Origin of the sequence: Agrobacterium sp. MA01 (genome assembly GCF_009650195.1) — a bacterium.
Lineage (GTDB): Bacteria > Pseudomonadota > Alphaproteobacteria > Rhizobiales > Rhizobiaceae > Allorhizobium.
The window spans coordinates 3,048,782-3,062,611 of the sequence record NZ_CP045854.1; the positions used below are offsets into that span (position 1 = coordinate 3,048,782).

Sequence of the window (13,830 nt, forward strand, 5' to 3'; positions counted from 1 at the left end):
AGTCACAGATGAGTGTCGCCTTCACCAAGGAAGAAAGTTCGGAAACCGCAGCAGAAACCCATCTGCCGGATCGACCAATCTCGCCCCATCCCAACTTTGTGACGGCGTCAGGCTTCAGGCTCCTCGAGACCGACGCAGAAGAGGCGCGCGCCGCCTATCTCGCAGCACAAGCAATAGAGGACATCAACGAGCGTCGACGCCAGTCGGCCGTGCCCTATCGTGACCTAAAATACCTGACGGAACGGCTGCACAACGCCCAGATAATCCCTGACCCGGACGACAACACGGTCGTTGCCTTTGGTAGCAAGGTTACCTTCGAACGCGATGACGGCCGCGTGCAGACATACCGGATCGTCGGTGAGGACGAGGCGGACCCCAAAACGGGCTCGATCTCCTTTGTGTCGCCGGTCGCAAGCCAGCTGATGGGAAAGGGTGTCGGCGATGTGGTGACGGTCGGCGACCAGGAACTGGAGATCACCGCGATAGCTTAAAGGGCGGTCGTCGAGCGAGCTATCTGATTGATCCGCCACCATGCGAAACACGTCAGGAGGACCAAAACCGCAAGCAAAACAACACTTGCAAAGCCCCAGCCTGTTTTGACCGCTTCCTCCACCTGTGCGCCAAAAACGAAGCCCGCCATAACCAGGCAGATCGTCCAAACTATCGCTGATCCTGCGTTGAGAACGGTAAATCTGGCCCAGGACATTGAGCCGAGACCAATCGGAAGCGCACCGATGGTGCGCATGCCCTTGGGATATCTGTAAATGAAGATGTAAGCCCAGCCGTATTTTGCAATTAAGGCTGTGGCGCCCGCATGGGCCTTTTCAGCAAAGCGCCACCTCTTCAGCCAAGCGTCCCCGTATCGTCTGGCGATGAAGAACCGTGCTTCGTCACCCAGGTAACCTCCCGCGAAAGTCACGACCAAAACAAGGGGCAAATCCAAAGCTTGTGTTTGGGCCGCATAGCCGGCGAACAAGGGGAGACTACCGCTTTTCAACATGCAGTATGCAAAAAGCAGGATGTAGATCCATGTCCCGTATTCTCTTATGAGATCAGACAAACCGTCCATATCACTTCACCAGGCCAATCCAAGGAACGCACACATCCAGTCCCAGTCTACGGCCTGTACGCTCTCCTGGATTTTTCTTTCGCGTGATCCTTGAGCGCAGGCTTGTCGATGACAAGCTCCTTTGTTGGCGCGACCAGTGTGACTGCGGGGTGCTGGAACAGTCCGTCGCATTCAATGAACAGGGCCAGGACGCTTGCGCGCCCCGGCCCCTTTCTCATTGAAAATACCCGAGATCAAACGTAGCGATTGACCACGTTTTCCAGCAGCTCCTGCTTGCCGGACACCGGTTGCGGGTTGACGTTCTGGGCTTCGACGCGGGCAGCGATCGCATCGAGGCTTTCTTCGCCGCGCAGCATCTTCTGGTTCTCGGCCTTGTCCCAACCGGCATAACGCGAGCCGAGCGGGCCGGACAGCGCCTTGTCCTCGACCATCTTCGCCGCTGCCTTCAGGCCACGGGCGCAGCAGTCCATACCGCCGATGTGACCGATCAACAGGTCTTCGGCGTCGAGCGACTGACGACGCAGCTTGGCGTCGAAGTTCGTGCCACCCGTGGTGAAGCCGCCGGCCTGCAGGACCTGGTAGTAAGCCAGCGCCATTTCCGGAACATTGTTCGGGAACTGGTCGGTATCCCAGCCGGACTGGTAGTCGTTGCGGTTCATGTCGATCGAGCCGAAGATGCCGAGCGCATTGGCAAGTGCCAGTTCGTGCTCGAACGAGTGGCCGGCGAGGATCGCGTGGCCCTGCTCGATGTTGACCTTCACTTCGTTTTCGAGGCCGTAACGCTTCAGGAAGCCATAGACGGTCGCGACATCGTAGTCGTACTGGTGCTTCGACGGCTCCTGCGGCTTCGGCTCGATCAGGATCGCGCCCTTGAAGCCGATCTTGTGCTTGTATTCGACGACAAGGTTGAGGAAACGGCCCATCTGGTCGAGTTCACGGCCAAGGTCTGTGTTCAGCAGGGTCTCATAACCCTCGCGGCCGCCCCAGAGTACGTAGTTCTCGCCGCCGAGCTTCAGCGTCGCATCCATGCAAGTCTTCACGGTCGCAGCGGCAAAGGCGAAAACGTCAGGATCCGGATTGGTCGCAGCGCCCGACATATAGCGACGATGCGAGAACATGTTCGCCGTGCCCCAGAGAAGCTTGACGCCCGTCTCTTCCTGCTTCTGAGCGAAGTAGTCGACGATCTCGTTCAGGTTCTTGGTGTTCTCGACGAAGCTCGCGCCCTCAGGGCGAACGTCGGCGTCGTGGAAGCAGTAGTAGGGCGTGCCGAGCAGCTGGAAGAATTCGAAGGCAACATCGGCCTTCATCTTCGCCGCGGCCATCGTGTCCTGAAACCAGGGACGCTCGAATGTATTTCCGCCAAACGGGTCGGTGCCGGGCCACACGAAGGTGTGCCAATAGGCGACTGCAAAGCGCAGATGGTCTTCCATGCGCTTGCCAAGGACGACTTCGTCCGGATTGTAGTGGCGGAAGGCCAGCGGGTTTGTGCTGCCTTCGCCTTCATATTTGATCTTCTGGATATTGCCGAAGAAACCTGTGCTCATGGGTAGTCCTCCTTGGTGTGTTTGTATTTCCACCCTCGCCTTGAGGGCGAGGGTCGGACCGCAAGGTCCGGGGTGGGGTGATGGTGGGGATCGCCCCCACCCGCTGCTTGCGCAGCGACCTCCCCCCTCAAGGGGGAGGTGGAAGTTCAAAGTCCGCGGATCGCCGGATAAAGCGCCCGGTAGCGGCCGTAAGCCGTCTCGTAAACCGAGCTCAGCGCCTTGACCGGCTCAACAGTCTCCGCCGTCTGCGGCGCCGTGCAGACCGAAAGCGGATCCGCCCCCGTAGCTGCAATCAACCCAAGCCGTGCCGCACCGAAGGCAGCCCCGAAATCGCCGTCGGCGGGAATGTCGACCGGCATGTCGAGCGCGGTGGCGATCGATGACAGCCAGTAGCGCGAGCGCGAACCGCCGCCGATGGCGGTGACCCGGCTGATCGAGGTCCCAGCAGACTTCAGCGCCTCGAGGCTGTCGCGGATGGCGAAGGTCACGCCTTCCAGCACCGCCTGGGTCAGCACGACCCGATCACTCTCATGACCGAGACCGATGAAGGCGCCGCGGATCTTGGCGTCGTTGTGCGGCGTGCGTTCGCCCGAGAGATAGGGAAGGAAAGTAACCCCGGTGGGCGCCTTCAAGGTATCACCCAGTTCGGCGGTCAGCTCGCCAGCCGACTTGCCGGTCACGCCGGAATGCCAGTTGAGCGCGTCGGTGGCCGACAGGATGACACCCATCTGGTGCCAGGTCCTGGGCAGCGCGTGGCAAAACGCATGCACGGCACTTTCCGGCTTCGGCAGATAGGAGGCGTTGGCCGCGAAGAGCACGCCCGACGTGCCGAGCGAGACGAAGGCCTGGCCTTCGGCAACCGTGCCCATGCCGCAGGCAGAGGCGGCATTGTCCCCTGCCCCGCCGGCCACGACGACGTCGGAGCCAAGGCCCCATTTCTCGGCGAGTTCGGCGCGCAGTGTGCCGGCGCGATCCGTGCCCTCGACGAGGCCGGGCATCTGCTCGACGGCCAGACCCGTCGCTTCGAGCAACTCGCTCGACCAGGCCCGCTTGCCCGTATCGAGCCAGCTCGTGCCGGCCGAATCCGACATGTCGGAGAGATACTCGCCCGTTAGCCAGAGCCGCAGGTAATCCTTCGGCAACAATACCTTCGCCACCCGGGCAAAGATGTCGGGTTCATTGTTCTTCACCCAGGCAAGCTTCGGGGCCGTGAAGCCCGGGAAAACGATATTGCCGGTCAGCGCGCGGAAGCGCGGATCAGCATCAAGGCTCGCTGCTTCCGCATGGCTGCGCGTGTCGTTCCAGAGAATGCAGGGCCGGAGCACCTGGTCCTTGGCGTCGATGAGCGTCGCGCCATGCATATGCCCGGAGAGTCCGATGCCCTTGACCGCCTCAAGCTCCTTGAGATGCGACGCCTTTAACGCCGCGACCGCCTCCTCCGTGGCCTTGAGCCAGTCGCCGGGCGCCTGTTCCGACCAGCCCGGATGCGGCCGCTGCACGGTGAGACCGGCATGACCGACACCGACCACCTTCTGGTCGCCGTCGATCAGCATCGCCTTAACGCTGGATGTGCCGAGATCCAATCCGAGATACATGGGTGTCCTCCAATCCTCTGCCTTCAGGGCAGATTGTCCTTCAAGAATATGTCGATACGAATGCGCTCCTGGGCGGCGACGACAGGCAACCCGTCGGCCTTGGCCTTCAAGACACGAATGGCACTGCGCACCTCGTGGCCGGCATCCTGATTGAGCACGGCATCGATGAGGCCCGCTTGGAGCGCCCCGCGCGTCGTCTCCGTCAGCTCATGGGCAATCACGACCGGACGGCGCTCAGGCGACAGACGGTCCAACGCCCGGACGAGACCGCGATTGCCGGCCCCCAGGCTGTAGAGTGCAACGATGTCGCTGCGGCTTGCAAAAAGGTCGGCGACCAACTGCTCGACGACATCGGGATCGTCCCGACCTTCGAGCACCGGCTGCAAGGCAAGCGTGGGAAAGTCCGCAGCCATCACGGCGGCGAAGGCATCGCAGCGCTCACGATGGTCGCGCACCAGCATGGAGCCCGCGAGCACCGCGACCGTACCACTGCGACCACCGGCAAACCGTCCAAGCAGGCTCGCAGCCGTCCGCCCGGCAGCCGTATTGTCGATCCCGGCATAATGATCTCGCTCTGCGCCCGAGAGATCCGAGACCAGGGTGACAAGCGGAATGCCACTCTCTGAAATCTCGGCCGCAGCCGCGGCAACCTCTGGAGCATCGACAGCGACGAAGGCAATGCCCGCCGGCTCCTCCATTGCCGCCTGCCTGAGAGCGGCAGCAAGCGCTGCGGCATCGAAAGCCGGCACATCGACCAACCGGATCGAGATGCGCTCGACGCCGGCACGTGCGCTTGCCTCTTCGAGTGCAAGCCTCAAGCCCCGCATGAAGGAATTGTCGTTCGAGGGAATGATGAATGTCAGCGGATAGACACGCCCCTTGGCAAGGTTCGCCGCCGCCACGTCGCGGACGAAGCCGAGCTCGCTGACAGCCTGATCCACCTTCTCCCGGGTCCGCGCGCTCACCCCCGGCCGACGGTTCAAAACCCGATCGACGGTGGCAAGGCTGACGCCCGCACGGCTCGCAATGTCATGGACAGTCGGCTTCATTCTCTCCTCCGGCGCCTGTCCTACACCGACGAATGAGGTACGTAAATCAGAATTTGACGTACGTACCTCTTTCGCTCGAAAAAAAGAGACCGCCTCAACATGTGAGGCGGTCTGAGCCTTGGAGATCAAGGGAGAGCCTGAACCCGCAAGCTTACCCGGGCATGGTGGTGTCAATGGCCAGCGCCAGCGGGTGCAGCACCCTTCGGCTTCTTGAGAAGCAGCACCATGAAGACCAGCGCAATAAAGAGCACCGTCAGCCCCATGAACACATCCATGAAGGAGAGGAGCCAGGCCTGCTGCGTCACCACACCCGACAGCTTCTTGATCGCCACCGCCGTGCCATCAAGGCCATAACTGTCATAGTTGGCGCCGACACTGGCGAGCCAGTCTAGAGCCGCCTGATTGCCCCAGGAAAGCTGCTCGGAAAGCCGCGCATAATGGTCGTCGGATCTCTGCGTCAGCATGGTGTTGATGATCGCAAGCCCGACCGCACCGCCGAGGTTTCGAGTCAGATTGAAGAGGCCGGAAGCGTTCTTGATGCGGTCCGGCGGCAGCGTGCCGAGCGCCAGGTTGTTGATCGGCACCATGCAGATCATCAGCGAGCAACCACGCAGGATCTGAGGCACCAGGAGTTCGTAGAAGTCCCAGTCTGCCGTAATCCCGGTCATCATGTAGGTACCAAGCGCGAAGCCGGAAAAACCGATCATCATCATCACGCGCGGATCGAGTTTGTTCGACAGTGCGCCCGCCACCGGCGCGGTGAGGAACATCGCGGCACCCGAGACGAACATGGTCTCGCCGATCATCAGCGAGTCGTAACCTCTGATACGCCCGAGATAGAGGGGGTAGAGATAGGTAAGACCATAGAGGCCGACACCCATGACGAAGGAAAACAGCGAGCCGAAGGCGAAGTTGGCATTGGAGAATGCGCGCAGGTCCACGACCGGCAACTCGACCTTGAAGACGCGCCAGAAGAAGATCGCCCCGCCGATCACCATAGCGACGGTGCCGAGCACGATATGGTGGTCGTTGAACCAGTCCTTGTTGTTGCCCTCCTCCAGCACGAATTCCATCGTGCCGAGGAAAACCGCCATCGAGGCCAGTCCCCACCAGTCGAACTTCTTCAGAAGCTTGAGATCAGGCTTGTCGAAATCGATCAGGCTCCAGGCTGCAGCAGCGACCAGGATCCCCGGGATCACATTGATCAGGAACAGCCAGTGCCACGACATGGCATGGCTGATGTAACCGCCGATCGTCGGGCCGATCGTCGGCGCGAGTGTGGCGACAAGACCGACCATCGGCGAGACGATGTTGCGCTTGGACGGCGGGAAGATGGTGAACGCAGCCGCGAAGACGGACGGGATCATGCCACCGCCGATGAAGCCCTGGATCGCGCGGTAGACGATCATCTGCTCGATATTGGTGGCCGTGGCGCAGAGAGCACTGGCGAGCGTGAAGCCCGCCGCACAAAAGGTGAAGAGCACACGGGTCGAAACGATCCGGGCCAGCACGCCGGACAGCGGGATCATGATCACTTCGGCGATCAGATAGGAGGTCTGCACCCAGGCAACCTCGTCGGATCCAGCGCCGAGACCGGCCTGGATTTCCGCAAGCGAGGCCGAAACGATCTGGATGTCGAGGATCGACATGAACATGCCGAACACCATCGCCAGGAAGGCGAAGACGCGTTTCGGATCCATCCGCTCCTCGGCAGGTGCCGAGGGCGCGATGGCTGTTGAGGTGATTGCGGCCATGACACGGCCCTTTCGATAACGTCAGCCGGTGGTGTTACTTCGCGGCAAGCGCCTGGCCCTCGGGGGCCGTGCGGGTGTCGACGTCGACGATAACGCTGAGGCCGGCACGCAGATGGCCGCCGGCAAGCGCTTCCTTGGGCAGCGCAATGCGGACAGGCACGCGCTGGACAACCTTGGTGAAGTTGCCGGTGGCGTTTTCCGCCGGCAGCATGGAGAAGATGGCGCCGGAGGCCGGAGCGATCGAGGTCACCGTACCTTCGAGCGCATCGTCGCCATAGGCATCGACATGGATTGAGACCTTGGAACCCGGCACCAGATGTGCGATCTGCGTTTCCTTGAAGTTGGCCTCGATATAGAGCTCGCTGGTCGGCACCAGGGCCGCAAGACGCTTGCCCGCCGAGACGAGATCCCCTGATTGAACCGAGAGATTGCCGATCACCCCGTCATAGGGCGCTTTCAGCACGGTAAAATCGAGATCACGCTTGGCTTTCGCCACCACCTGATCCTGCACCTTCACGGCGTTCACCGCCTCGTCGCGTTGCGCCTTGAGGATCGAGAGATTGGCTTCGGCCGAAGCGACTGCGGCCTGGCCGGCCACCAGATTGGCGCGGGCCTGATCGAGTGCCACCTTGGCATTGTCGAGATCCGCAGCCGTGCCGACACTCTTGGCAGCAAGTTCGCTCGCGCGCTTTTCCGTAATTACGGCGCCGCGCACAGCAGCCTCGAGCGAGCCAAGCTGCGCCTGAGCCTGCGCCACACTCGCCTGTCCACCAACAATCTGTGCATCGATCCGGGCGATCGCGAGCTCTGAGCTCTGCTTGCCGGCAATGGCCTGATCATAGGCGATCTGATAATCGCCACCATCGAGGGTCACCAGCGGATCACCGGCATGCACGAACTGGTTGTTCGCGATATTCACCTTGCCGACATAACCAGAAACTTTCGGCGAGATGATCGCGATGTCGCCTTCGATATAGGCGTCTTCGGTCGACACCATAAAGCGACCGTTGGTCCACCAGTCGTAGCCGTACCAAACGCCGCCCGCGAGGAGCGTGGCAAGGATGACTGGCAGCACGAAGCTGCGGCGCTTGGACTTGGAACCAGTATCTTCTGGCGCCGGGTGGGGCTGCCCTGCATCCGTGTCAATGGCGGGCGCTTCCTCATTCCGATCGACTGGAGTGGAAGTGGAACGAAGGGCGGTGGATCTTTGCGTCGTCGACATGATACGGACCGGGAATGGGTTGAACTCTCTCGAACTGAACCGTTCGGTTCGATTGACATAGCGCCTTTTTTGGTGCATAGCAAGGTGCAGACACGCGCCTCCCAACCGAGGCCACACAACGCAGTTAATTTTTTCATCGGTCAGGAAATGTCGAAACAAGAGCAGGAAATCGCCATGACGCCGCCCTCCTACCCCGTCGCCGGGGTGGGTCGCTTCGCTGCGGGCGCTGATCCGGTCAAGCGGGGACAGATCCTGGATGGGGCCAAGCGGGTCTTTATGAAGCTCGGCTACGATGCCGCAAGCATGAATGACGTAACCCGCGAGGCAGGCGTCTCGAAAGGCACCATCTACGTCTATTTCCAGAGCAAGGAGGATCTGTTCGGCGCTCTGGTCGAGCGTGAGAAGAGCGCCTTTGATGCCGCTATCCGACAGATCCTTGAAGAAAGCACCCATGTCGAGGAAGGCCTGCGGCGCTACGCGCTCGCCCACGCGCATTTCATTCTCGACACGGAGATGATCCCGACGATGCGGATCCTGATGGGTGTGCTCGACCGGATGCCGACGCTCTGTCAGCGCTTCTTTGCTTCGTCGCCCACCAACATCAAGGTGCTGCTGCAGGACTATATTGCTGCGGCCAACGAAAAGGGCGAACTCTCGGTCGAAGACAGCGATCTGGCAGCACGCCAATTCATCGACATGTCAACGGCAGGCTATTTCAAGAAGCGCCTGTTCAACGACATCCCCGTGCGACCCGACGACAAGGAGATCGCACGCGTGGTGGAATCCGGCCTTCGTATGTTCATGAACTTCTACGGCCCGAAAAGCCCCGGGTCCCAGGGCTGATCTGCGGGGGAACTTTTCTCCGCGCACGGACTTTAATTCGCTGCTTGCCACTGCTCGGGATATGGCTCATGTCCTGGGCTCCCTCGTCCGCTTGATCAGCACGGAAGCCACTCATGGACAATATCAGCGCTCTCCTCCAGGACCCCGCCGCCTGGGTCGCACTCGTGACGCTCGTCGTCATGGAGATCGTGCTCGGCATCGACAACCTCATCTTCATCTCGATCCTGACCAACAAGCTGCCCGCCGAGATGCGCGAAAAGGCGCGCCGTATCGGCATTGGGCTTGCTCTTGTCATGCGTCTCGCCCTGCTCGGCACGGTCGCCTGGATCGTCCAGTTGACCACGCCCGTCTTCGAGCTCTTTGGCCAAGGCTTCTCTTGGAAGGACATGATCCTGATCGCCGGAGGCCTCTTTCTTGTCTGGAAGGCGACGAAAGAAATCCACCACGCCGTCGACCCCGTCGACAAGGAAGAGGACTTCATCGCCTCCACCGCATCCACGACCTTCGCGAGCGCCATTGGCCAGATCTTGCTGCTCGACCTCGTCTTCTCGATCGACAGCATTATTACAGCCGTCGGCATGACACCGCATGTCCCGATCATGGTCGTCGCCGTGGTTGCGGCCGTGACCGTCATGCTGGTTGCCGCGACCCCGCTTGCCAACTTCATCGAGAAGAACCCGACCATCGTCATGCTGGCACTGGCATTCCTGATGATGATCGGCATGACCTTGATCGCCGAGGGCATGGGCTTCCATGTGCCCAAGGGTTATGTCTATGCTGCCATGGCTTTCTCGGCACTCGTCGAGGTGCTCAACATGTTTGCCCGACGCAAGCGCGAGCGGGATCGCCTGCAGAAAGCCGTCGTGCACTGACTGGCAGCGGCAACCGAACGCTCGAACAGAAATGGCCCGTCCTGACGATGGGCCATTTTGCTGTCGAACGTTAAGCGCGGGAACCGGTCGGCCCTTGCCAGACTTCAAGCAAGCTCCTACGCCTTCCAGATCACGCCAGCATCGTGCCGGAGCGCCATGACCTACGAGCAGATCCTCGCCTTTGGCATCATCGCCATCATGATGGCGGCCTTCCTGTGGGAAAAATTCCGCTACGACGTGATCGCCTGCTGCGCCCTCGTGGCCGCCGTCGCCGTCGGGCTGGTGCCGGCAGGCGAGGCTTTCTCCGGCTTTTCGGATGATCTCGTCATCATCGTCGGCAGCGCTCTCGTGGTCAGCGCCGGCGTCGCGCGGTCGGGCGTCGTGGACCTCGCCATCAAGCGCTTCTTTCCTGCCCTGACCTCCCTGCACGGCCAGATGCTGCTCCTGCTGGTGACGGTAACGGTCCTGTCCGCCTTCATCAAGAACATCGGCGCACTGGCGATCATGATGCCCGTCGCCTTCCAGTTCGCCCGCCGGTCCAATGTCCCGCCATCGGTCTTTCTGATGCCGATGGCCTTTTCGGCCTTGCTTGGCGGGCTCATGACACAGATCGGCACCTCGCCGAACATCGCGGTCTCGCGGCTACGCGAGGAGCTGACCGGCCAGTCTTTCACCATGTTCGACTTCACCCCGGTCGGCGCGACGCTTGCAGCCGCCGGCATCGTCTTCCTGATCTTCTTCTACTGGCTGGTCCCCCGTCGTGAGAACCAGAACCCGTCACTGCAGGAAGCACTGGAAAGTTCGAGCTTTGCCACGGAAGCGATGATCACCCGGCAATCGCCCTTTGCCGGCAAGACCCTGCATCACCTTTTGCAGACCGCGCATGGCGAGGTGACCGCCAGCGCGATCCTGCGCGGACACACGCGCCTCTCGCCATTCCCTGACGTGCTTTTGCATGAAGAGGACACGCTTCTCCTCGAAGGACCATCGGAGGCGCTTGACCGCATTGTGTCCCAGGGCAATCTGAGCCTTTCCGGCAGCACCGAGCGCGATCGCAAGAAGCGTGGCGATATCTCGTCGGTCGAGGCCGTGATCGGTCGAGGCTCACCGCTGATCGGCCAGACAACCAGCGAGCTGTCTTTGGTCCATACCTATGGCGTCAATCTTCTGGCGGTCAGCCGCCAGGGCAAGCGCATCCGGGAACGTCTCGGCCAGCTGACGCTACGCTCCGGCGACGTGGTACTGCTTCAGGGCCTACGCCAGCAGATGCCCTCCATCCTGACCGAACTCGGCTGCCTGCCGCTCGCCGAACGGGAAATCCTGCTCGGAACGAGCCGTAACATCTTCATCCCCCTCGCGATCCTGGTGGTCGCAATGGGTGCCACCGCGCTTGGCCTTGCCCCTGTCGCGATCGCCTTCTTCGCCGCAGCCCTTGCCATGGTCGCCTTCGGTGTCATTCCGGTCAGCGAGGTCTATCGCGCCGTCGACGGACCGATCCTCGTGATGCTCGCGGCGCTCATACCCGTGGCCGATACCTTGCGCACGTCAGGTGGCAGCGACGTGATCGCCGGCTGGCTGAACGCCGCAGCCGGCGGCATGCCCGTCTGGGGTGCGGTGGCGATGATCCTGCTGACGGCGATGGCCGTTACGCCTTTCCTCAACAATGCCGCGACAGTTCTCGTGATGGCGCCGATTGCCGCAAGCTTTGCCACTGGCCTCGGCTACAAGCCGGAGGCGTTCCTGATGGCAGTTGCCATTGGTGCCGGCTGCGATTTCCTCACTCCGATCGGCCACCAGTGCAACACGCTGGTCATGGGTCCGGGCGGCTATCGCTTCTCGGACTATCCGAGGCTTGGGCTACCCCTCTCCATCCTCATCGTACTGGTCTCGGTGCCAACCCTGCTGATGGTCTGGCCGGTCAGCTGATCCGGCCAGGGCGCGGAAAATTAACACAAAGAAAAACCTGCGTCGGCGGGACGCAGGTTTTCCTTGGGGGCGGGGACTTGGGGAGAGCGCAGGCCGGACGGTTAAGGGGCTCGTCTGCCATTTCGTTGGCCACGGAAAGAAACCGGAAAAACTCCCGTGTTCCCCATATCCCGTCGCGTCCGGTTGGCACGACCTGCGCTCTGTCATAAGAACGCGGCTTACGCCGTCCGGTTCCGGGCTTGCAGAAAAATTTCGAAATTTCGGCAATGGCCTCTGACGCGCCTGTTTCCGTGGTTTTTCTTGACGCACGGCCATGAATATGGCCTTAAGGCCTCGCGGTGGAACAGGCGGTCCTCTGGGCCCCACCCTGTCCATCGCAGGCCATCATCGGCAGTCTCACAATTTTTCGATCCAGCGCCAAGGCGCCAGGTCCCCCGCACGCACCACGAGCTGAATTTCATGACCACATCAGGCGTCCGCGTCCGCATCGCACCCTCCCCCACCGGCGAACCCCATGTCGGCACCGCGTATATCGCGCTGTTCAACTATCTCTTCGCCAAGAAATTCGGCGGTGAGTTCATCCTGCGCATCGAGGACACCGATGCGACGCGTTCGACAGCCGAATTCGAACAGAAGGTGCTGGACGCGCTGAAATGGACCGGGCTGACCTGGTCGGAAGGTCCTGACGTCGGCGGCCCCTACGGCCCCTATCGCCAGTCCGAGCGCAAGGATCTCTATCGCCCTTACGTCGACAAGATGCTCGACAATGGCGGCGCCTTCCATTGCTTCTGCACACCGGAACGGCTGGAGAGCATGCGCGAAGCCCAACGTGCCGCCGGAAAGCCGCCAGGCTATGACGGCCACTGCCTGCATCTGAAGGCCGAGGAAGTCACCACCCGCGTTGCTGCCGGCGAGCCGCATGTCGTGCGCCTGAAGGTGCCGACCGAAGGCTCCTGCGATTTCCACGACGGCGTCTATGGCGACGTCTCGATCCCGTGGGAAAGCGTCGACATGCAGGTGCTTCTGAAGGCCGACGGCATGCCGACCTATCACATGGCAAACGTCGTCGACGACCACATGATGAAGATCACCCACGTCGCGCGCGGCGAAGAGTGGCTGGCATCGGTGCCCAAGCACATCCTGATCTACAAGCATCTCGGCCTTGAGCCGCCTGTGTTCATGCACCTGTCGCTGATGCGCAATCACGACAAGTCGAAGCTGTCTAAGCGCAAGAACCCGACCTCGATCTCCTATTACTCGGCCCTCGGCTACCTGCCGGAAGCCCTGATGAACTTCCTCGGCCTGTTCTTCATCCAGATCGCCGAAGGCGAGGAACTGCTGTCGATGGAAGAGCTGATCGCGAAGTTCGACCCCGACAACCTCTCGAAGGCCGGCGCCATCTTCGACATCCAGAAGCTCGACTGGCTGAACGGCCGCTGGCTGCGCGAGAAGCTGACACCGGAAGAGTTTGTTGCCCGCGTGCTCGACTGGTCGATGGAGAATGACCGTCTGGTCGAAGGCCTGAAGCTTGCCCAGAGCCGCGTAACCAAGCTCGGCGAAGTCCCGCCGCTCGCCGGCTTCCTGCTCGCCAACGACGTTGGCCTTTCGCCCGCCTCCTTCGGCGGCTTGAAGACCAGCCCGGCCGAAACGCTCGAAATCGTCACCACCGTTCAGGCGGATCTCGAAAAGATCCTCGAATGGAACGTCGCGACCATCGAGGAAGAGCTGCGCGCGATCTCCGAACGGATGGGCAAGAAGCTCCGCGTCGTCACCCCGCCCCTCTTTGTCGCCGTGTCGGGAAGCCAGCGTTCGCTGCCGCTGTTTGATAGCATGGCGTTGCTCGGCCGCTCGGTCGTGCGCCAGCGGTTGAAGGTCGCGATCCAGGTGCTCACCGCGATGGCGGGTGCCACCAACTAAAATGCCGCGCCTCCGTTGCCGGGGGCGCATTCATTACCA

The 13,830-nt window shown here is 61.5% G+C and carries 11 protein-coding genes; 5 read left to right on the forward strand and 6 right to left on the reverse strand.

Going from position 1 to position 13,830, the window contains the following annotated elements; genetic code table 11:
* The first annotated feature begins 8 nt into the window (after positions 1-8).
* Positions 9-491: a transcription elongation factor GreA gene (gene greA / locus GH983_RS14765; protein WP_054148145.1), complete on the forward strand. Its 483-nt coding sequence runs from the start codon at positions 9-11 to the stop codon at positions 489-491.
* Here greA and GH983_RS14770 read toward each other — a convergent pair.
* The 6 genes from GH983_RS14770 to GH983_RS14795 form a co-directional block, all read right to left on the reverse strand.
* Positions 488-1,069, reverse strand: a complete 582-nt coding sequence (locus tag GH983_RS14770; protein ID WP_054148144.1) for a DedA family protein — start codon at positions 1,067-1,069, stop codon at positions 488-490. The two genes, greA and GH983_RS14770, sit on opposite strands and share 4 nt — an antisense overlap.
* Before the next feature lie 233 nt (positions 1,070-1,302).
* Positions 1,303-2,613 (reverse strand): xylose isomerase, encoded by a 1,311-nt coding sequence (xylA, locus tag GH983_RS14775; RefSeq protein ID WP_153762791.1) that lies wholly within the window; start codon positions 2,611-2,613, stop codon positions 1,303-1,305.
* A gap of 146 nt (positions 2,614-2,759) precedes the next feature.
* Positions 2,760-4,208, reverse strand: coding sequence for a xylulokinase (gene xylB / locus GH983_RS14780; protein WP_153762792.1), 1,449 nt, complete (start codon positions 4,206-4,208; stop codon positions 2,760-2,762).
* Between the two features lie 23 nt (positions 4,209-4,231).
* On the reverse strand, positions 4,232-5,257 hold the full coding sequence (locus tag GH983_RS14785; RefSeq protein ID WP_153762793.1) for a LacI family DNA-binding transcriptional regulator: 1,026 nt from the start codon (positions 5,255-5,257) through the stop codon (positions 4,232-4,234).
* Between the two features lie 170 nt (positions 5,258-5,427).
* Positions 5,428-7,011 (reverse strand): DHA2 family efflux MFS transporter permease subunit, encoded by a 1,584-nt coding sequence (locus tag GH983_RS14790; RefSeq protein ID WP_153762794.1) that lies wholly within the window; start codon positions 7,009-7,011, stop codon positions 5,428-5,430.
* 34 nt (positions 7,012-7,045) lie between these two features.
* Positions 7,046-8,233 carry an HlyD family secretion protein gene (locus tag GH983_RS14795; protein ID WP_194842725.1) on the reverse strand — a complete coding sequence of 396 codons (1,188 nt, stop codon included), beginning with the start codon at positions 8,231-8,233 and terminating at the stop codon, positions 7,046-7,048.
* A gap of 174 nt (positions 8,234-8,407) precedes the next feature.
* Here GH983_RS14795 and GH983_RS14800 point away from each other — a divergent pair, with 174 nt between their 5' ends.
* From GH983_RS14800 to gltX, 4 genes are all read left to right on the forward strand, one after another.
* On the forward strand, positions 8,408-9,076 hold the full coding sequence (locus GH983_RS14800) for a TetR/AcrR family transcriptional regulator (RefSeq protein ID WP_153762796.1): 669 nt from the start codon (positions 8,408-8,410) through the stop codon (positions 9,074-9,076).
* Positions 9,077-9,189: 113 nt separating this feature from the next.
* A complete protein-coding gene (locus GH983_RS14805) occupies positions 9,190-9,948 on the forward strand; it encodes a TerC family protein (RefSeq protein ID WP_069043378.1) in 759 nt (252 codons plus the stop codon).
* Between the two features lie 156 nt (positions 9,949-10,104).
* On the forward strand, positions 10,105-11,874 hold the full coding sequence (locus GH983_RS14810) for an SLC13 family permease (RefSeq protein WP_054148652.1): 1,770 nt from the start codon (positions 10,105-10,107) through the stop codon (positions 11,872-11,874).
* Positions 11,875-12,333: 459 nt separating this feature from the next.
* Positions 12,334-13,791, forward strand: coding sequence for a glutamate--tRNA ligase (gene gltX / locus GH983_RS14815; RefSeq protein ID WP_153762797.1), 1,458 nt, complete (start codon positions 12,334-12,336; stop codon positions 13,789-13,791).
* Positions 13,792-13,830 lie beyond the last annotated feature (39 nt).

Bases quoted from the DNA above. Each gene is read 5' to 3' on its own strand.
- greA (WP_054148145.1), top strand. From the start codon at position 9: ATGAGTGTCGCCTTCACCAAGGAAGAAAGTTCGGAAACCGCAGCAGAA.
- GH983_RS14770 (WP_054148144.1), bottom strand. From the start codon at position 1,069: ATGGACGGTTTGTCTGATCTCATAAGAGAATACGGGACATGGATCTAC.
- xylA (WP_153762791.1), bottom strand. From the start codon at position 2,613: ATGAGCACAGGTTTCTTCGGCAATATCCAGAAGATCAAATATGAAGGC.
- xylB (WP_153762792.1), bottom strand. From the start codon at position 4,208: ATGTATCTCGGATTGGATCTCGGCACATCCAGCGTTAAGGCGATGCTG.
- GH983_RS14785 (WP_153762793.1), bottom strand. From the start codon at position 5,257: ATGAAGCCGACTGTCCATGACATTGCGAGCCGTGCGGGCGTCAGCCTT.
- GH983_RS14790 (WP_153762794.1), bottom strand. From the start codon at position 7,011: ATGGCCGCAATCACCTCAACAGCCATCGCGCCCTCGGCACCTGCCGAG.
- GH983_RS14795 (WP_194842725.1), bottom strand. From the start codon at position 8,233: ATGTCGACGACGCAAAGATCCACCGCCCTTCGTTCCACTTCCACTCCA.
- GH983_RS14800 (WP_153762796.1), top strand. From the start codon at position 8,408: ATGACGCCGCCCTCCTACCCCGTCGCCGGGGTGGGTCGCTTCGCTGCG.
- GH983_RS14805 (WP_069043378.1), top strand. From the start codon at position 9,190: ATGGACAATATCAGCGCTCTCCTCCAGGACCCCGCCGCCTGGGTCGCA.
- GH983_RS14810 (WP_054148652.1), top strand. From the start codon at position 10,105: ATGACCTACGAGCAGATCCTCGCCTTTGGCATCATCGCCATCATGATG.
- gltX (WP_153762797.1), top strand. From the start codon at position 12,334: ATGACCACATCAGGCGTCCGCGTCCGCATCGCACCCTCCCCCACCGGC.